We start from the raw sequence: 18589 nt of genomic DNA on the forward strand, positions 1-18589 counted from the left end.
TCGTCGCACCCCGATCTCAGCCGAGGGGGTACGTCCTTCCGTGGTGAACAGCACAAAGCGCCGCATGCCCGACAGGCGCACCTACGTTCTCGACACCAGCGTCCTGCTGGCCGACCCGAACGCCGTGACACGCTTCGACGAGCACGAGGTCGTGCTCCCGATCGTCGTGGTCACGGAGCTGGAGGCCAAAAGGCATCATCCGGAGCTCGGTTACTTCGCCCGGCAGGCGCTGCGCCTGCTGGACGACTACCGCGTCCGGTACGGCCGTCTGGATGCACCCATTCCGATGGGCGACCTCGGCGGCACCCTCCGCGTCGAGCTCAACCACTCGGACCCCGGGGTGCTTCCCGCCGGCTACCGGCTGGGTGACAACGACTCACGGATCCTCGCGGTGGCGCGCAATCTGCAGGCGGAGGGGTACGACGTCACCGTCGTCTCCAAGGACCTGCCGCTGCGCATCAAGGCCTCCTCGGTCGGCCTCCTCGCCGAGGAGTACCGGGCGGAGCTCGCCATCACGGACTCCGGCTGGACCGGAATGTCCGAACTGGCCCTCGCCGGGGAACAGGTGGACATCCTCTATGAAGAGGAGAGCCTGTACGTTCCGGAAGCCGCCGAGATGCCCGTCCACACCGGGCTCGTCCTCCAGTCCGAGCGGGGTAAGGCGCTCGGCAGGGTCACGGCCGAGGGAAATGTCCGGCTCATCCGTGGTGACCGCGAGGCCTTCGGCATCCGCGGCCGCAGCGCCGAGCAGCGCATCGCCCTCGATCTGCTGCTCGACCCGGACATCGGCATCATCTCCATGGGCGGCAGAGCCGGCACCGGAAAGTCCGCGCTCGCGCTCTGCGCCGGCCTGGAGGCGGTGCTGGAGCGCAGGCAGCACCAGAAGGTGATGGTCTTCCGGCCGCTGTACGCCGTGGGCGGGCAGGAGCTCGGCTATCTGCCGGGCACCGAGGCCGAGAAGATGAGTCCGTGGGCGCAGGCGGTCTTCGACACGCTGTCCGCGGTGGCCGGCCGTGAGGTCATCGAGGAGGTGCTCGGCCGCGGCATGCTGGAGGTGCTGCCGCTCACCCACATCCGTGGGCGGTCGCTGCACGACGCGTTCGTCATCGTCGACGAGGCCCAGTCCCTGGAACGGAATGTCCTTCTGACCGTTCTGTCCCGTATCGGGGCCAACTCGCGGGTCGTTCTGACCCATGATGTGGCGCAAAGGGATAATTTGCGGGTCGGCCGGTACGACGGAGTCGTCGCCGTCGTCGAGAAGTTGAAGGGCCATCCGCTCTTCGCGCATGTCACGCTCACCCGCTCCGAGCGCTCGCAGATCGCCGCGCTGGTGACCGAAATGCTGGAGGACGGTCCGATCTGACGTCCGTTGTCCGGCTCGAGAGTTGGCGCCGCCCGGCGAAGCGCAGGAGCCTAGCCGGGCGGCGTCGTGCTGCGCGCCTCTTTCCGTAAAACTGCCGAGACAAACGAGGTGTGAGCTTTCACACGCAGCGATGAATTGCCTTGCGGTGTCGGCATCCGGCAGAGTCTGGGTTCCGTCAGGCCCCGCATGCGGCACATGCGCACCTCCAGAGGTGCGGCACCACACAACTCCACAGATGCCGCCGTATGCCGCCCGAGCACCACGCGGCACTCCCGCAAGGGAGTTGCCCACCGGGCCCGTGCCTCCCGTGACCTAGTAATGGGGAGTGCCAGTGCCAGGGGCACGATTGCGTCCGCGAGGTCACCTGTGCGGGCGATGCTGGAAGGAAACCGTGTGAGCCGGATCTCGGTCCGGGGATTCGCAGTGGCGTCCGCCACCGCAGTCACCACAGTCGGCGCTGTCGTGGGCGTTGCCTCGGGCAACCCCGTCAACGGCGACAACCTGGAGACGACCGCGGCAGACGCGACGCTCCTCGCAGACATCCCCGTCGGTGAGCAGGCCCAGGTTCAGGTCGCATCCCTGACCCAGCAGGCCGACGCGCAGGCGGCTGCCGCCGACGCGGCCGCGAGGAAGTCCGCCGAGGAGGCGGCTCGGGTCCAGGCCGCCAAGGACGCCCAGGCCAAGAAGGAAGCCGCTGACGAGAAGGCCGAGCGTGAGGCCGAGGCGAAGGAGGCGGAGGAGCGGGCCAGCCGTTCCGCCGTCCGTGACGCCTCCAGCTTCGCGACCCAGGCCTCCTACAGCGTCTCCGAGGTCCAGGCGATGGCACGCCAGATGATCCCGGGCGACCAGTTCCAGTGCTTCAGCAACATCGTGGACCACGAGTCCAGCTGGAACTACCGGGCCCAGAACCCGTCCTCGGGTGCCTATGGTCTGGTGCAGGCCCTTCCCGGCTCCAAGATGTCCTCGGCGGGTGCCGACTGGCAGACCAACCCGGCCACCCAGATCAAGTGGGGCCTCAACTACATGAACGACCGCTACGGCAGCCCCTGCGGCGCCTGGTCGTTCTGGCAGGCCAACCACTGGTACTAGTACCGGGCCCCCGGGTCCCGGAACGTTCCGGGCGCTCAACTCCGCGCAGCCCCTCACCGTCCTACGGTGAGGGGCTGCGTGCGTGTACGGTCGTGGCGGACCCGGGGGGAGAGGAAGAAAGCACCATGTCGAACATGCCAGGGTGGCTCGGCCGGCTCGGGGCCCGACTGACCCGGATGGAGGAGCGGTTGGCGCAGCGCCGGGCCGAGGCCGCCGGCAACGGCAACGGCGACGAGGAGTCGCCGGCCGGCCGGCAGCCCGGCACCGTCCCCCTGCCGCCCTCGTACGCTCCCGCCGTCCCGGCCGTCGTCGACAGACCCGACCCCGCCTCCGCGGTCCCGTGGGGGATGCGCGTCGCGGCCGAGGCCGGCTGGCGGCTGCTCGTCCTCGCCGGCACCCTCTGGGTGCTGATGAAGGCGATCAGCGCGGTGCAGCTCGTCGTTCTCGCCTTCGTCGCCGCCCTGTTGATCACGGCCCTGCTCCAGCCCACCGTGGCCCGGCTCAGGAGGCTCGGGCTGCCGCGCGGGCTCGCCACCGCCGTGACCGCGATCCTGGGCTTCGTCATCATGGGCCTGGTCGGCTGGTTCGTCGTGTGGCAGGTTCTGGACAACCTGGACAATCTCGCGGACCGGGTCAAGGACGGCATCGAGGAGCTCAAACGCTGGCTCCTGGACAGCCCGTTCCATGTCACCGAGCAGCAGATCAACGACATCGCCAAGAACCTGAGCGACACGATCGGCACCAACACCGAGGAGATCACCTCGGCCGGTCTGCAGGGCGTGACCGTCATGGTCGAGATCCTCACCGGCATACTGCTCACGATGTTCTCCACGCTCTTCCTGCTGTACGACGGCAAGCGGATCTGGCAGTGGACGCTGAAGCTGGTGCCGGCTCACGCCAGGCCAGGCGTGGCAGGCGCGGGGCCGCGGGCGTGGCGGACACTGACCGCGTATGTGCGGGGCACGGTGGTGGTGGCCCTCATCGACGCGATCTTCATCGGTCTCGGGGTCTACATCCTCGACGTCCCACTGGCCGTGCCGCTGGCCGTCTTCATCTTCCTCTTCTCCTTCATCCCGCTCGTCGGCGCGGTCGTGTCGGGAGCCCTCGCGGTCGTCGTCGCGCTGGTGACCCAGGGCGTGTTCACGGCGCTGATGGTGCTGGTCGTGGTGCTCGCCGTACAGCAGCTCGAGGGCCATGTGCTGCAGCCGTTCATCCTCGGCCGCGCGGTACGGGTCCATCCCCTGGCGGTGGTCCTCGCGGTCGCCGCGGGCGGCCTGACGGCGGGCATCGGCGGTGCCGTCGTCGCCGTACCGCTGGTGGCGGTGACCAACACCGTGGTCGGCTATCTGCGCGCGTACGGACAGCGGTACCCCGTGCACATGGGCCCCGCGCCGCACGGCGTGACAGCGATCGAGGTGGCGCCCAGCGCGCCGCCTCCGCCCCTGCCCTCGCCCCCGGCCTCGCCCCCCGAGGGAGACGAGCCGAAGTGATATCCGAGCCGGAGCTGGTGGGCGGCACCGTCGTCCCGGCGCCGCGCACCGGTGACGTCGTGGCGGGCGGAGCCGGATCGTCCGACAGGCCGCCGCCGACCGCGCCCGCGCGGTCCCGGCGCCCCTGGCTGTGGGCGCTCGGCGGAGCGGTGGCCGCCTCGGCGGTGTGGGCCGGGGGACTGTACGCGTACGAGCACCGGGCCGCCGACCTCGGGGGCTACCGCGTCAGCCGGAATCTGTGCCTGGACGCGGAGTTCACGGCCCTCGGCGGGGCGCTCGGCAGCAAGAACAAGAAGGAGATCACGACGTCGGTCGCCGAGCACGTCACGCTCGACCGTTCGTACTGCGACTTCCAGCTCGGCCGGAAGAGCGACGGCCTCGACTACGGGGTCTCGATCACGTACAAGCTGCACAAGGAGACCGACCCCGAGGCGGAGTTCGACGCCCTGCACCTTCCGGCCGCGGGTGACGGCGACCTCCGCAGGGCCGAGCGCGTCGAGGGCATCGGAGAGCGTGCCTATGTGCTGGTCCCCGCCGAGGAGTTCCCGGTGCTCGAACTCGTGGTGCTCGACGGCCGCGCCGTGTTCCGGGTCGACGTCAGCTTCCCGTACGACGACACGACGATCGAGAACGGTGAGGAGCGGCAGCGGGGCGTCCAGGCACTCCTGTCGCTCAAGGACCATGTCATGGCGGACACGCAGGCGCTGATGGACGAGCTCCGGCGCCCCGTGTGAGCGGTGAACGGACACGCCCCGTGCGAGCGGTGAACGGACATACGGACATACGGGCATGACGAAGGCGCCCGCGCCCGGCACGGAGCCGGGCGCGGGCGCCTTCGTCATACGTGTGCGGCGTCAGCCGCCCAGGGCGGCCTCGGCCTCGAGCGTCGTACCGACCGCCTGGATCACCGAAGCGATCTTGAAGGCCTCCTGGATGACGTCGCGCTCGACGCCCGCCTTGCGGAGGACCTGCTCGTGCGAGTCCAGGCACTGACCGCAGCCGTTGATCGCGGAGACGGCCAGCGACCACAGCTCGAAGTCGATCTTCTCGACGCCCGGGTTGCCGATCACGTTCATCCGCAGACCCGCGCGCAGCGTCCCGTACTCCGGGTCCGACAGCAGGTGCCGGGTCCGGTAGAAGACGTTGTTCATGGCCATGATGGCGGCGGCCGACTTGGCGGCCGTGTACGCCTCGGCGGACAGGTTGGCCTTGGCCTCCGGCTCCAGCTCGCGCAGCACGATCGGCGAGCGGGAGGCGATCGCGCAGGACAGGACCGTGCCCCACAGCTGCTGCTGCGGGAGGTCGCTGTTGCCGATCACCGAACCGAGATTCAGCTTCAGGTCCTTGGCGTAGTCCGGGAGCGCGGACTTCAGCTCATCGAGAGCCATGCTCACTCACCGGCCAGCAGCTTGACCGGGTCGAGGGTCGTCTCGCCCTTGGTCCAGTTGCAGGGGCAGAGCTCGTCGGTCTGCAGGGCGTCGAGGACCCGCAGGACCTCCTTGGGGTTACGGCCGACGGAGCCGGCGGTCACCATCGTGAACTGGATCTCGTTGTTCGGGTCCACGATGAAGACGGCGCGCTGGGCGAAGCCGTCCTCGCCCTCGATGCCGAGGTCGCGCATGAGCTCGTGCTTCGAGTCGGCCATCATCGGGAAGGGCAGGTCACGCAGGTCGTCGTGGTCCTTGCGCCAGGCGTGGTGGACGAACTCGGAGTCGCCGGAGAAGCCGAGGATCTGGGCGTCACGGTCGGCGAACTCCTCGTTCAGCTTGCCGAACGCGGCGATCTCGGTGGGGCAGACGAAGGTGAAGTCCTTGGGCCACGCGAAGACGACCTTCCACTTGCCCTCGTAGGACTTGTGGGTGATCTCCTCGAACTCCTTGCCGCTCTCCAGCGAGACGCAGGCGGTCAGTTCGAAGGTGGGGAACTGGTCACCGACAGTGAGCACACGCTCTCCTTGCAGGGGGGAACGCCCCTTGTGGGGGCTTCCGGGGGGTTGGACGGATCTCCACCCTGGCACAGAGTGCATTGATCACAGAAATAGCTAGACTTGGTCGCCGTGATCGGAGGAGGTTATCAGTGGCCGTGACGAATGCGGTGAACCGGGGCAAGCAGCCCAGCCTGGCGCAGCTGCGTGCCTTCGCGGCCGTGGCCGAGCATCTGCACTTCCGGGACGCGGCATCCGCAATCGGGATGAGTCAGCCCGCGCTCTCCGGCGCCGTGTCGGCGCTGGAAGAGGCACTGGGTGTCCAGCTCCTGGAGCGTACGACCCGCAAGGTGCTCCTGTCGCCCGCCGGTGAGCGGCTCGCGGTCCGGGCGAAGGCGGTCCTCGACGCGGTCGGCGAGCTGCTGGAGGAGGCCGAGGCCGTACGGGCGCCGTTCACCGGGGTGCTGCGGCTGGGTGTGATCCCGACCGTGGCGCCGTATCTGCTGCCGATCGTGCTCCGGCTGGTTCACGAGCGCTATCCGGAGCTGGACCTCCAGGTACACGAGGAGCAGACGTCGTCCCTGCTGGAGGGGCTCGCGGCGGGCCGGCTGGATCTGCTGCTGCTCGCCGTGCCGCTCGGCGTGCCGGGAGTGACCGAACTGTCCCTCTTCGACGAGGACTTCGTGCTCGTCACCCACGGCGACCACTGGCTGGGCGGTCGCCAGGACATTCCGCGCGACGCGCTCAAGGAACTCCCGTTGCTGCTGCTCGACGAGGGTCACTGCCTGCGTGACCAGGCCCTCGACATCTGCCGGGAGGCGGGCCGCACCGACGGGACGCCGGTGACGACCACCGCCGCCGGGCTCTCCACGCTGGTGCAGCTGGTCGCGGGCGGCCTCGGGGTGACGCTGCTGCCGCGCACCGCCGTCGAGGTCGAGACCGGCCGCAGTCCCGTCCTGGCGACCGGGTACTTCGCGGATCCCGCCCCGGCACGGCGGATCGCCCTGGCGATGCGCACGGGCGCGGCCCGCCAGGGCGAGTTCGAGGAGTTCGCGGTCGCGCTCCGGGAGGCCCTGGCGGACCTTCCGGTACGCGTCCTGGCCGGCTGACCCACTCCGTCCGCAGGTCGTGCCGGGGCTCCGTGCCGAAGCCGCGGTCAGGAGTCGCCCGGCGGCGGGGTCTTCGGGGGCCGGCCGCGCCGGGGGATCGGGTTGACGCCCCCCGGCAGGCGCCCCGTCTCCGACAGGGCCCGCCGCAGCACGAACTCGATCTGCGCGTTGGTGCTGCGCAGCTCGTCGGAGGCCCAGCGCGCGAGCGCCTCGTACACCGCCGGATCGAGCCGCAGCAGCACCTGCTTCCGTTCGGGACGGGTCACTGGTAGAGCGTGCCCGTGTTGAGCACCGGCTGTGCGGCGCGGTCCCCGCACAGCACCACCATCAGGTTGGACACCATCGCCGCCTTGCGCTCGTTGTCCAGTTCCACGAAGCCCTCCTCCGAGATCCGCGCCAGTGCCGCCTCCACCATGCCGACCGCACCGTCCACGATCTGCCGGCGGGCCGCGACGACGGCCCCCGCCTGCTGGCGCTGGAGCATCGCGGAGGCGATCTCCGGAGCGTATGCGAGATGCGTGAAGCGGGACTCGATGATCTGGACACCCGCGGCCGCCACCCGGGCGTGCAGTTCCGTCGCGAGCTTCTCGGTGATCTCCTCGGCGTTGCCGCGCAGCGACAGCCCGTCCTCCTCGTGGGCGTCGTACGGGTACTCGATCGCGATGTGCCGTACGGCCGCCTCGGTCTGGGTGGAGACGAACTCGCGGAAGTCGTTCACCTCGAACATGGCCTGCGCGGTGTCCTCGACCTTCCACACGACCACCGCTGCGAGTTCGATCGGGTTGCCGTACGCGTCGTTGACCTTGAGGACGGCCGTCTCGTGGTTACGGACCCGGGTCGAGATCTTCTCGCGCGTGGTCAGCGGGTTCACCCAGCGCAGGCCGTCCGTGCGGATCGTGCCGCGGTAGCGGCCGAAGAGCTGCACGACGCGGGCCTCGCCCGGCGCGATCATGTTCAGTCCGGTCATGGCGATGCCCGCGGCTATCACCGTGAGCAGTCCGACCACGATCAGAGCCGTCTTCGCGGCCGCCGAATCCAATGTGCCGCCCGTCACGCCCAGGGCGGCGCCGAGTGCCACGCCCGCCAGTCCCATCAGCAGGGCCGGGCCGCCGCCGATGCTGCCGGCCGCGAACTCCCGGATCCCCGTCCCGTACGTCCCGTCCGTGTCCTCGTGATGAAGGGATGTGCTGGTCGCAGGCATGATGCCTCCCCCGTTCCGCGGGTCGCCCGCTGCGACCCGATGGCTATCAATGTGATTACACATTATCGCGGCTGGCAACCCTCCGCACCTCTCGTGAGTCGGTTCCTTTTGAGACGGGTGCTGATTGTCACGTCCGGAAAAGACCGGATCAGTTGTCCTTTGTCTGTACGAGCGGTGTTAGTTTGCTGAGCTGATCTGGCGACGACCGCCGGCGCACGAACCACGACGAACCCCGAACGACGTACGACGAACGACGACGAACGACGACGAGCGCGGAACACAGAGCGGAGCAACGGAGCGATGGGCCGAGCGGAAGCGCGACGAGCCCGGCAGCGCGGTGCGCGCCGGGCGGGCAAAGCCGGAGGCGGAGGCATACGGCGCTTCTTCACCTGGAAGAAGCTGCTGGGTGCGTTCTTCACCTTCTGCCTGCTGGTGATGGGCGCGTTCTTCATCATCTATCTGCTCGTGCCGGTGCCCTCGGCCAACGCACAGGCCGAGATGGAGAGCAACGTCTACAAGTACAGCGACGGCACCGTGCTCACCCGTTCCGGCAAGATCAACCGTGAGATCGTCGGCCTGGACAAGATCCCCACAGAGGTCCAGAACACGTTCGTCGCCGCCGAGAACAAGACCTTCTACAAGGACTCCGGCGTCGACCTGAAGGGCACGGCCCGCGGTGTCCTCAACACCCTGACCGGCAAGGGCAAGCAGGGTGGTTCGACCATCACCCAGCAGTACGTCAAGAACTACTACCTGAACCAGGAACAGACGGTCACCCGCAAGCTCAAGGAGCTGGTGATCTCCCTGAAGGTGGATCAGGAGAAGGAAAAGACCGAGATCCTCGCCGGGTACATCAACACCAGCTACTACGGACGCGGCGCGTACGGCATCCAGGCCGCCGCCCAGGCGTACTACCGCACGGACGCGCAGAAACTGACCGTGGCTCAGGGCGCCTATCTCGCCGCGCTGCTCCAGGCCCCGAACCAGTACGACTGGGCGATCGCCTCGCCGACCAGCAAGAAGCTGGTGACCGAGCGCTGGCACTACGTGCTGAACAACATGGTCGAGGAGGGCTGGCTGGACGCCTCCGAGCGCGCGAAGCTCACGTTCCCCGAGCCCAAGCCCCCGAAGGCCGCACCCGGCATGGAGGGCCAGACCGGCTACATCGTCGAGGCGGCCAACGCCGAGCTGGCGCGCAGGGGCGTCAGCGAGGACCAGATCAAGGCCGGCGGCTGGACCATCACGCTGAACATCGACAGCAAGCGGCAGAAGGCGCTGGTCAAGGCCGTCGACGAGCAGCTGGAGAAGAAGCTCGACCGCGAGGGCGACAAGCGGGACGCGACCGTCCAGGCGGGCGCGACCTCCATCGACCCGAAGACCGGCAAGGTCGTCGCGCTGTACGGCGGTGTCGGAGCGACCGAGCACTGGCTGTCCAACGCCACCCGGCGGGACTACCAGCCCGCCTCCACCTTCAAGCCCATCGTCCTCGCCTCGGCCCTGGAGAACAGGTCGGTGACCCAGGACGAGCGGCCGATCGGCCTGGGCACCGTCTACGACGGCACGAGCAAGCGTCCGGTCGAGGGCAGCGACGTCGCCTTCGCGCCGGAGAACGAGGACGACCGCAGCTACGGCCCGGTCACCGTCCAGCGCGCCACCAACAGCTCGATCAACTCGGTGTACGCCCAGATGATCGTGGACGTCGGCCCCGACAAGGTGAAGAAGACCGCGCTCGCCCTCGGCATGCACGACGGCGAGGGCTGGCCGGTCCGGCCCGCGATGTCGCTCGGCACGATGGGCGCCTCGCCCTGGGACATGGCCAGGGTGTACGCGACCCTCGACAACCACGGCAAGGAGGTCGTGCCGTCGATCGTGAAGTCGGCCGAGCACCGGACCCGTTCCGCGGAGCCCGCTGAGGAGGGCGGCGACCAGGTGATCAGCCGTGAGGCGGCGGACACGGTGACCCAGGCCATGACGGGCGTCGTGAAGAACGGCTCGGGCCAGAACGCCCGTGGCGACTACTTCGCGGCGGGCAAGACCGGCACGTCGGAGAACAACCGCTCCGCGTGGTTCGTCGGCTACACGCCCCAGCTCGTCACCGCCGTCGGACTCTTCGGCGAGGACCCCAAGGGCAAGCAGGTCACGCTGACGGACACGATCAACGAGGGCCGTGCCAACGGTGGCGGCGTACCCGCCCAGATCTGGCAGCACTACACCACCGGTGCGCTCGGCGGTGGTTCCGACGAGGAGTTCGACCTGGAGGCCGCCGAGCCCGTGGTCGAGGAGACCCCGTCGACCCCGACCGGGACGCCGTCGGAGACCGAGAAGCCCGACAAGCCGGACGACAAGCCGACGAAGACGAAGGACCCGGACGACCGTCCGAGCCGTCCGACGGACCCGACCCCGTCGGACGACCCGCCGACCAAGCCGGGCGACAGCTCCGGCACCGACAACGGCGGTACGGACAACGGGGGCACCGACAACGGCGGTACGGACAGCGGTGGCACCGACAGCGGCGGTACGGACAGCGGTGGCACCGACGACGGTGGCACCACGGACGGCACGACGAGCGGCACGACGGCAGGCATCCGGCCACCGCAGTCGTAACCTCCCGGCACCCCCGGGGTGGACGTGGGAAGGGCCCGGCGCCTCGGCGCCGGGCCCTTCCGCGTGTCGGCCGCCGGCCTCAGGCCGTCAGCCTCCGTTGACCTCCTTGGAGATCCGGTCGCCGATCTCCTTGTCGATGTTGCGCCAGTACTGCACCGCCCGGTCCAGCACGGGGCGCGACACGCCCTGCTTCAGGTGACCGCTGACGTTGGACACGAGCCGGTCGCGGGCCGCGTCGTCGAGGACCTTGCGGACCATCGTGCCCGGCTGGCCCCAGTCGTCGTCCTCGCTGTGCGGCTTGTACGCCTCGCGCACCATCTCGCCCGCCGCGGCCCAGCCCGCCGGGTCGCCGAACTGTCCGAAGTCCGCGGCCGGGCCGCCGTAGGAGTTCGGGGCGTACGGCACCGACGCGTTCGACGGCGTGTACCGCATGGGGCCGTCCTTCGCATACGAGTTGACCGCCGCGCGCGGCCGGTTGGGCGGCAGCTGCGCGTAGTTGGGGCCGATCCGGTAGCGGTGGGTGTCCGGGTACGAGAAGAGCCTGCCGAGCAGCATCTTGTCCGGCGAGGGGCCGATGCCCGGCACCATGTTCGACGGCTCGAAGGCGGCCTGCTCGATGTGGATGAAGTAGTCCTCCGGATTCCGGTTCAGGGTCATCCGGCCGACGTCGATCAGCGGGTAGTCGCCGTGCGGCCACACCTTGGTCAGGTCGAACGGGTTGAACCGGTAGTCCGCCGCGTCCTCGAAGGGCATGATCTGGACCTTCAGGGTCCACGACGGCGCGTTCCCGGACTCGATGGACTCGTACAGATCACGGCGGTGCTTGTCCCCGTCGGAACCGGCCAGCTCGTCGGCCTCGGCCTGGGTGAGGAAGTCGATGCCCTGGTCGGTCTTGAAGTGGTACTTCACCCAGAACCGCTCACCCGCGCCGTTGATCCACATGTACGTGTGCGATCCGTACCCGTTCATGTGCCGGTACGTCTTCGGGATGCCCCGGTCGCCCATCAGCCAGGTGACCTGGTGCGCGGACTCGGGGGACAGGGTCCAGAAGTCCCACTGCATGTCGTTGTTGCGCAGCCCGGTGGCCGGGTGGCGCTTCTGCGACCGGATGAAGTCCTGGAACTTGATCGTGTCACGGACGAAGAAGACCGGCGTGTTGTTGCCCACCAGATCGTAGTTGCCGTGCTCGGTGTAGAACTTGAGTGCGAAGCCGCGGGGGTCGCGCCAGGTGTCGGGGGAGCCCTGCTCACCCGCGACCGTCGAGAAGCGGGCCAGCATCTCGGTGCGCCTGCCCGGCTGGAAGAGGTCGGCCTTGGTGAACTGGCTGACGTCATTGGTGACTTCGAAGGTGCCGTACGCTCCCGACCCCTTGGCGTGCACCACCCGCTCGGGGACCCGTTCACGGTTGAACTGGGCCATCTTCTCGATCAGGTAGTGGTCCTGGAGCAGGATCGGGCCGTCGGATCCCACGGTGAGCGAGTGTTCGTCGCTCTCCACGGGGATGCCGGCGTTGTTCGTCGTGTACGGAGCCTTGGGGCGTGACTCGGTCACGAGCGTCCTCCCATCGATCGAGGGGAAATCTGGTCGCTTCGGCCGTGTACCCCAGTCAACGCCGCAGATGCGAAGTCGGCAACTTTCGGACTGGGTCCAGACTCGGACTCCCCATGGGCCGATGGTCACATAGGGTCACGCGTGGGTGGGCAGTTCGAACCAGACGACCTTGCCCGTCGACAGCCGCGTGGCGCCCCACCTTCTGGCCAGCCGGTTCACCAGGAACAGCCCACGGCCGCCCTCGTCGGTGTCGCGAGCCCGCCGCTGCCGGGGCAACTGAGGAGAGTCGTCACCGACCTCGCAGCGCAGGACGTCGGTACGCAGCAGCCGCAGCGTCACCGGCCGCTCCGCGTACCGCACGGCATTGGTCACCACCTCGCTGACCAGGAGCTCCACCGAGTCCGACAGCTCCTCCAGGCCCCAGCGGGCCAGTGCCCTGCGGGCCAGCCTCCGGGCCCGGCCCGGTGCCGCGTCCTCCGGCTCCAGGAACCAGTACGCGACATCGCTCGGAGCGATCCCGTCGAAACGGGCCGCGAGCAGGGCGATGTCGTCGTCCCGGTCACCCGGGCCGAGCACGTCCAGCACGTCGTCGCAGAGGGCCTCCAGCGGCGGAGGGTGATCGGGCCCGGTGAGCTGCGCGGTCGCGGCCAGCCGCTCGCGCAGCTGCTCGATGCCGGTCCACACGTCCCGCAGCCGCGATTCCACCAGCCCGTCGGTGTACAGGAGAAGCGTCGCCCCGGCGGGCGCGTCCAGCTCGACGGCCTCGAAGTCCACCCCGCCGACGCCGATCGGGGCGCCCGGCGGAACCCGCAGCACCTCCGCCCGGCCGCCGAGATGGAGGAGTATCGGCGGCGGGTGGCCGGCGTTCGCGATCGTGATGCGGTGCGAGACCGGGTCGTAGACGGCGTACAGGCAGGTCGCCATGCGGTCGCTGCCGAGCCGCTGCGCCTGCTCGTCGAGATGGTGCAGCACTTCCTGCGGCGGCAGATCCAGCCCCGCCAGGGTCTGGGCCGTCGTCCGCAGCTGGCCCATGATCGCGGCCGAGGTCATGGAGTGGCCCATGACATCGCCGACGACGAGCGCGACCCGGCTGCCCGGCAGCGGGATCGCGTCGTACCAGTCGCCGCCGACCCGGGCCGTCTCCGCGGCCGGGAGATAGCGCGAGGCGAGCCGCACACCGGTCGGCTGCGGCAGGCCCTCAGGGAGCATCGTGCGCTGCAGCTCGTCCGCGATGTACGCCTCACGGCCGTACAGCACGGCCTTGTCGATGCCGAGCGCGGTGTGCGTGGCCAGCTGGGCCGCGACCAGCAGATCGTTCGGCTCGAAGGCGGGCCGGTCCGGGCGGCGCAGGAAGATCGCGGCACCGATGACCCGCCGGCGGCCGCGGAGCGGAGCCAGGATCGAGCGGTGTCCCGTCGGCAGCGTCTTGCCGTCGCCGAGCAGCTCGGGCAGGGCGGCGCGGGCGGCGGCGGAGTCGCCGAAGACGGGACGTACGCCCCGCAGCACCTCGGCCAGCGCCCCTCCCGTCACCACCTCGCACAGCTCCGCGGCCGGCGCCACGTCGGCCGGAGTGCTGAGCACCGGCACTTGGAGGGCCCCGCTCATGAAGGCGCCCTCGGAGTCCTCGTCGGTTAAACGCAGCCGGTCGGTACGGCGCAGCCGCAACACGAACGGCGCGACCGGCCGTTCGTCGCCGACCGGCAGCGGATCGCGCAGATAGACCAGGATCGCGTCCGAGAACGTGGGCACCGTGGCCCGGCACAGCCCGAGCACGATCTCGTCCAGGTCTATCCCGCGCGCGATCCTGCGGGTCGCCGCCCCGACGAAACGGAGCCGGTCGCCCTCGCGCCGCGCCACCCCCGCGGGGTCCTGCGGCGGCCCCGGGGGACCGGGCGGCTGTGGCGGGACCGCGCCGCCCGCCGCCGGCACCGGGGTATGGGCGGCGGCCTCCTCGCGCGGCCGCGTGCGTTCCTGCGGCCGGGTGCGTTCCTGCGGCCGGGCAGCCACGGGCTGCCGGCCTTCGTGGGAGGTGGGATGCTCCGTCACGCCTGGGATTCCGTCCGTCCGGGCCGGTGGTGCGAGGCGATTGCCTCGGGTGCCGCTGTACGCGTCCGGGGGCGGTGACGATCGTGGCTGCGCCGCGGTTCCCCGGGCCGCCGGGCGGAGCCGCCCGGTGTCCGGGACGGCAACGCCCCTGGATGGTCGATATAGCCCATACCCAATCCGGGCGAGCCGTCGACAGAACGAGGGCGATCCGGGCGCACATTCGGCACGGTTCAGTCCCCCTCGTGATGACTTACGGTCAGTTCCTGCGCTGTGCTCATTCGTTGATGCGAAGCAGCCTTGCGGAGGACGATCCTACGTTTGAACCCCGGGGGCGCATCAAGGGTCTCACGGCGTCGTCATGCGGACGTGCGCTCCGGAGTGCGATTCCAGTCGACGGGCAGCTGCGGTACTGGCCAGCGGGGATCGGGCCGCCAGTCCTCCCAGCCGTCCGAGTACGGGGCGCCCCAGGCGCTGATCACGTCGACCGCGTCACGCCCGGCCGCCCGTACCCGCCGGGCCAGGCCCGCGTCCATCAGACCGGCCGCCCGGGCCTGGGCGAACTCGTCCTCGTCCAGCCAGCGCCAGCTGCGGTCCGGCTGCACCGCGATGTCCAGAAAGTGATCCTCGGAGTCGACGCCGCCGGACCAACGGAACTGCGGCTCCTCCAGGTTGACGTACCAGTTCCTGAACTGCCAGCCCGGCTCCCAGAACAGCCACACCGACCAGGGCTCGCCGGGTCTGGCCAGCTTCAGCACCCCCGTGCCCGACCAGTGGGCCCGCACGGTGGTGCGGGGCACGGTGTACCGGGTCTCGAGCGGCTCATGGTGCACGGGCGTGCCGTCGGCGAGCACCGGCTTCACGCACTCGGTGCCGGGTGCCATCCACACCGCGAGCAGTTCCTCGGTGTCCCGCACCACGGTCACCGGCCTGCAGATGTGCACATCGGCGGAGCCGTTGCCGCGATACCGCCAGAGAATCTGCTCCCCCGGCGCCCAGTGCCGAAAGCCCGCCGATGCTGTCATGCGCAGATCTTAGGCGCGGGGGAGTCCCGGCGCTGCGGTGCAGATCACGGCGGGGCGTGACCTCGCCGAACCGTTCAGGGGCGGGTCATCCGGAGCACGTCGAGCGCCTCGTCGAGCTGTTCCAGGGTCAGCGCGCCGCGCTCCACGTAGCCGCCCTCCAGCACCACCTCACGGATCGTCTTGCGCTCGGCCAGGGACCTCTTCGCGACCTTGGCGGCCTCCTCGTACCCGATGTACTTGTTCAGCGGGGTGACGACGGACGGCGACGACTCGGCGTACTCACGTGCCCGCTCCACATCGGCCGTGATCCCGTCCACCGTCCGGTCCGCCAGCAGCCGGGAGACGTTCGCGAGCAGCCGCACCGACTCCAGCAGGTTCTTCCCGATCACCGGCAGCATGACGTTCAGTTCGAAGTTCCCGGCCGCGCCGGCCACCGCGACCGTCGTGTCATTGCCCGTGACCTGCGCGGCGACCATCAGGACCGCCTCCGGGACGACCGGATTGACCTTGCCCGGCATGATCGACGAACCGGGCTGCAGATCGGGCAGCGCGATCTCGGCGAGCCCGGTGCGCGGGCCGCTCGCCATCCAGCGCAGATCGTTGGAGATCTTGGTGAGCGAGATCGCGATCGTACGGAGCTGACCGCTGGTCTCCACCAGCCCGTCGCGCGCGCCCTGTGCCTCGAAGTGGTTCCGCGCCTCGGTCAGCGGCAGTCCGGTCGCCCGTGCCACCTCCGCGATGACCGCCGCCGGGAAGCCGGGCGGTGTGTTGATGCCGGTGCCCACCGCCGTACCGCCGAGGGGGAGTTCCGCGAGCCGTGGCAGCGAGGCGTTCAGCCGCTCGATCCCGTAGCGGATCTGCGCCGCGTAACCGCCGAACTCCTGGCCGAGCGTGACCGGGGTCGCGTCCATCAGATGGGTGCGGCCGGACTTCACCACGTCGGCGAACTCGTCCGCCTTGCGTTCCAGCGCCGCGGCGAGGTGATCGAGCGCGGGGATCAGGTCCCTGGTCACGGCAGCCGTCGCCGCGATGTGGATCGACGACGGAAAGACGTCGTTGGACGACTGCGACGCGTTGACATGGTCATTGGGGTGGACGTCGCGGCCGAGGCGTTCACCGGCCAGGGTCGCCAGGACCTCGTTCGTGTTCATGTTGGAGGACGTCCCCGAGCCCGTCTGGAAGACGTCGACCGGGAAGTGCTCGTCCCAGCGGCCCAGGGCGACCTCCTCCGCCGCGTCCTGGACGGCCCGCGCGATGTCCTCGTCGAGGACGCCCAGCTCCGCGTTGACCTTGGCGGCGGCCGCCTTGATCCGGGCCAGGGCCTCGATATGGGCGCGTTCCAGCCGTTCTCCGGAGATCGGGAAGTTCTCCACGGCGCGTTGGGTCTGGGCACGCCATTTGGCGTGTTCCGGCACCTTCACCTCGCCCATGGAGTCGTGCTCGATCCGGTACCGGCCTGCGTTGTCGCTCGTGTCGGACATCTCCAAACCTCCTGCAAAGGTGAGCACTTGTCTTGTTCTGCGTATTCCCAAGTGCGCTACCGGCCAGTAGAAACCGTCGGTAACACCGAACCGGGGAGGCGCAATGAGGCGCACTGGACGAAGACTTCGCCGCACGGTCGCGGCCGCCGCGGCCCTGGCGGCGACTCTCGGCACCATGGCAGCCACGACCCCCGAGCGTGCGCACGACACGGCCCGCTCGGCCGCATCCGCACCGTCGGTACCCCTTCCGCCGGAGCTGGAGAGGATCCGGGCCGCCGAGGCGACGGCCCTCTACGGCGACCCCGCGGAGCGCCCGTTCGACCAGCGCAGGACCGGCCTGATCTCGCTGGGCGACAGCGAGATCTCCGGCGAGGGCGTCGGCACCTACGAACCCGGCACCGACGGCCCCGGCAACTGGTGCCACCGCTCACCCGACGCCGCCATCCACCGCACGGGCATCGCCGCCGACGTCACGTACAACGTCTCCTGCTCGGGCGGATACAGCGGAAACATCGTCATCGGCGGATCGAAGCAGTACCCCGACGAACTGGTGCAGAGCGACAACCTCGCCGTCAAGGCCCGCAACACCCGTATCAAGATGGTGCTGCTCGTCGCGGGCGCCAACGACGACCTGCAGTTCGGGCCCGTGATGACCGACTGCGTGGTGCGCTGGTTCACCTTCCAGGGGCCCTGCGAGACGAAGTACGCGAGCGGCTGGCAGGCCCGTGTCGACGGACTCGTCCCCAAGGTCGAGCGGACCGTACGCGATCTGCGGACGGTGATGCGCGACGCCGGGTACGCCGACGGCGACTACAAGCTCGTCGTGATGGGCTACCCCAGCCCCATCGGTCCCGACTTCCCCGACAACCCGAACTTCCCCGGCAAGCTGATCTGCGGCGGCACCGGCTACGACTCCGACACCGTCTGGGGCCGCAACACCGCCGTCCCCGCCTTCGAACGCGGCATGCGTCGGGTCGCCCGCGCCACGGGCGCCGTGTACCTCGACAACTCCCGGCTCTTCCACGGCCACGAGGTCTGCATGGAGGACACCTGGGCGCGCGGGCTGTCCATCGATCTGTCCAACCCCTTCCCGCCGGACTCCAACTCGGTCCGCCAGTCCTTCCACCCCAACGCCCGGGGGCACGCCGCCTTCGCCTCCTGCCTCACCCAGCTCTACGATTCCGGGCTGAACGAGGCCGGTTGCGCCGACCCCGCGTCCACGGGCAGGCCGGTGCTCTACCCGTTCGCCTGGGACGACGTCTACAAGCCGCTGAAGAACGAGGCCACCGGCAGCTGCCTCGACGCCGAGGCGGCGAAGTCGTCCAACGGCACCGGGGTGCTGGGCTGGGACTGCCACGGCGGCCGCAACCAGGGCTGGTGGTACGACACCACCCGTGGCTCCCTCCACACCGAGCTCACCCAGGACCGCTGCCTGGACGTCCCCCGGGGCGACTACCGGGCCGGCGCGCCGCTCACCCTGTGGAACTGCCACGGCGCCGCGAACCAGCGCTTCGTCCGTGACGCCGGCACGCTCCGGCCCACGTCCGCGCCGCACCTGTGCGCGACCCTGTCCGCGGCGAAGGACCCGCTGCGGCTCCAGCCGTGCGACGGGTCCGCGAAGCAGCGCTTCGCGTAGCCGGACGCGCGGCACGTTTCGTGTGACCGGGCGCAACATGAGCGGGGCCCCGCCGCTGGGGAGCGGCGGGGCC

Annotated in this window: 15 protein-coding genes; 7 read left to right on the forward strand and 8 right to left on the reverse strand. The window is 69.8% G+C overall.

Annotated elements, in window-relative coordinates:
* Positions 1-40 precede the first annotated feature (40 nt).
* From OG766_RS22835 to OG766_RS22850, 4 genes are all read left to right on the forward strand, one after another.
* Positions 41-1363, forward strand: a complete 1323-nt coding sequence (locus OG766_RS22835) for a PhoH family protein (RefSeq protein ID WP_266382393.1) — start codon at positions 41-43, stop codon at positions 1361-1363.
* A 393-nt stretch (positions 1364-1756) separates the two neighbouring features.
* A complete protein-coding gene (locus tag OG766_RS22840) occupies positions 1757-2452 on the forward strand; it encodes a transglycosylase SLT domain-containing protein (protein WP_266382396.1) in 696 nt (231 codons plus the stop codon).
* Between the two features lie 125 nt (positions 2453-2577).
* Positions 2578-3942 carry an AI-2E family transporter gene (locus tag OG766_RS22845; protein ID WP_266382399.1) on the forward strand — a complete coding sequence of 455 codons (1365 nt, stop codon included), beginning with the start codon at positions 2578-2580 and terminating at the stop codon, positions 3940-3942.
* Positions 3939-4676 (forward strand): hypothetical protein, encoded by a 738-nt coding sequence (locus OG766_RS22850; RefSeq protein WP_266382402.1) that lies wholly within the window; start codon positions 3939-3941, stop codon positions 4674-4676. The genes OG766_RS22845 and OG766_RS22850 overlap by 4 nt, the downstream gene beginning before the upstream one ends.
* 120 nt (positions 4677-4796) lie before the next feature.
* On the opposite strand, the gene OG766_RS22855 is transcribed toward OG766_RS22850, so the two are convergent.
* Both OG766_RS22855 and OG766_RS22860 read right to left on the reverse strand, forming a co-directional pair.
* A complete protein-coding gene (locus OG766_RS22855) occupies positions 4797-5330 on the reverse strand; it encodes an alkyl hydroperoxide reductase (RefSeq protein ID WP_266382404.1) in 534 nt (177 codons plus the stop codon).
* A gap of 2 nt (positions 5331-5332) precedes the next feature.
* Positions 5333-5887 (reverse strand): peroxiredoxin, encoded by a 555-nt coding sequence (locus tag OG766_RS22860; protein WP_266382406.1) that lies wholly within the window; start codon positions 5885-5887, stop codon positions 5333-5335.
* A 131-nt stretch (positions 5888-6018) separates the two neighbouring features.
* Here OG766_RS22860 and OG766_RS22865 point away from each other — a divergent pair, with 131 nt between their 5' ends.
* Positions 6019-6975: a LysR substrate-binding domain-containing protein gene (locus OG766_RS22865; protein ID WP_266382409.1), complete on the forward strand. Its 957-nt coding sequence runs from the start codon at positions 6019-6021 to the stop codon at positions 6973-6975.
* Between the two features lie 47 nt (positions 6976-7022).
* Here the strand turns inward: OG766_RS22865 and OG766_RS22870 are convergent, their stop codons facing one another.
* Positions 7023-7292 (reverse strand): hypothetical protein, encoded by a 270-nt coding sequence (locus OG766_RS22870; protein ID WP_266382412.1) that lies wholly within the window; start codon positions 7290-7292, stop codon positions 7023-7025.
* Complete coding sequence (locus OG766_RS22875; protein WP_266382415.1) at positions 7238-8176, reverse strand: SPFH domain-containing protein; 939 nt, start codon at positions 8174-8176, stop codon at positions 7238-7240. Before OG766_RS22875 ends, OG766_RS22870 begins: the two co-directional genes overlap by 55 nt.
* A 300-nt stretch (positions 8177-8476) precedes the next feature.
* Here OG766_RS22875 and OG766_RS22880 point away from each other — a divergent pair, with 300 nt between their 5' ends.
* On the forward strand, positions 8477-10780 hold the full coding sequence (locus OG766_RS22880) for a transglycosylase domain-containing protein (protein ID WP_266382418.1): 2304 nt from the start codon (positions 8477-8479) through the stop codon (positions 10778-10780).
* A gap of 87 nt (positions 10781-10867) precedes the next feature.
* Here OG766_RS22880 and OG766_RS22885 read toward each other — a convergent pair whose 3' ends face one another.
* The 4 genes from OG766_RS22885 to OG766_RS22900 all read right to left on the reverse strand — a co-directional run bounded on the left by OG766_RS22885 (position 10868) and on the right by OG766_RS22900 (position 16880).
* Complete coding sequence (locus OG766_RS22885) at positions 10868-12331, reverse strand: catalase (protein WP_266382421.1); 1464 nt, start codon at positions 12329-12331, stop codon at positions 10868-10870.
* Between the two features lie 135 nt (positions 12332-12466).
* Positions 12467-14377: a SpoIIE family protein phosphatase gene (locus tag OG766_RS22890; RefSeq protein ID WP_266382423.1), complete on the reverse strand. Its 1911-nt coding sequence runs from the start codon at positions 14375-14377 to the stop codon at positions 12467-12469.
* A 356-nt stretch (positions 14378-14733) separates the two neighbouring features.
* On the reverse strand, positions 14734-15399 hold the full coding sequence (fomD, locus tag OG766_RS22895) for a cytidylyl-2-hydroxypropylphosphonate hydrolase (RefSeq protein ID WP_328726092.1): 666 nt from the start codon (positions 15397-15399) through the stop codon (positions 14734-14736).
* Positions 15400-15473: 74 nt separating this feature from the next.
* Positions 15474-16880 carry a class II fumarate hydratase gene (locus OG766_RS22900; RefSeq protein ID WP_266382428.1) on the reverse strand — a complete coding sequence of 469 codons (1407 nt, stop codon included), beginning with the start codon at positions 16878-16880 and terminating at the stop codon, positions 15474-15476.
* A gap of 103 nt (positions 16881-16983) precedes the next feature.
* On the opposite strand from OG766_RS22900, the gene OG766_RS22905 reads away from it, so the two are divergent.
* Entirely contained in the window at positions 16984-18516 is a 1533-nt protein-coding gene (locus tag OG766_RS22905) for a ricin-type beta-trefoil lectin domain protein (protein ID WP_266382430.1), read from the forward strand.
* The last annotated feature ends 73 nt before the right edge of the window (positions 18517-18589 follow it).

The sequence above is a fragment of the Streptomyces sp. NBC_00259 genome (assembly GCF_036181745.1).
Classification (GTDB): Bacteria; Actinomycetota; Actinomycetes; order Streptomycetales; family Streptomycetaceae; genus Streptomyces; species Streptomyces pratisoli.

What these genes read in the sequence shown, in the direction of transcription:
- OG766_RS22845 (WP_266382399.1), top strand. Translation starts at nt 2,578, where the DNA reads ATGTCGAACATGCCAGGGTGGCTCGGCCGGCTCGGGGCCCGACTGACC.
- OG766_RS22855 (WP_266382404.1), bottom strand. Translation starts at nt 5,330, where the DNA reads ATGGCTCTCGATGAGCTGAAGTCCGCGCTCCCGGACTACGCCAAGGAC.
- OG766_RS22875 (WP_266382415.1), bottom strand. Translation starts at nt 8,176, where the DNA reads ATGCCTGCGACCAGCACATCCCTTCATCACGAGGACACGGACGGGACG.
- OG766_RS22880 (WP_266382418.1), top strand. Translation starts at nt 8,477, where the DNA reads ATGGGCCGAGCGGAAGCGCGACGAGCCCGGCAGCGCGGTGCGCGCCGG.
- fomD (WP_328726092.1), bottom strand. Translation starts at nt 15,399, where the DNA reads ATGACAGCATCGGCGGGCTTTCGGCACTGGGCGCCGGGGGAGCAGATT.
- OG766_RS22900 (WP_266382428.1), bottom strand. Translation starts at nt 16,880, where the DNA reads ATGTCCGACACGAGCGACAACGCAGGCCGGTACCGGATCGAGCACGAC.
- OG766_RS22905 (WP_266382430.1), top strand. Translation starts at nt 16,984, where the DNA reads ATGAGGCGCACTGGACGAAGACTTCGCCGCACGGTCGCGGCCGCCGCG.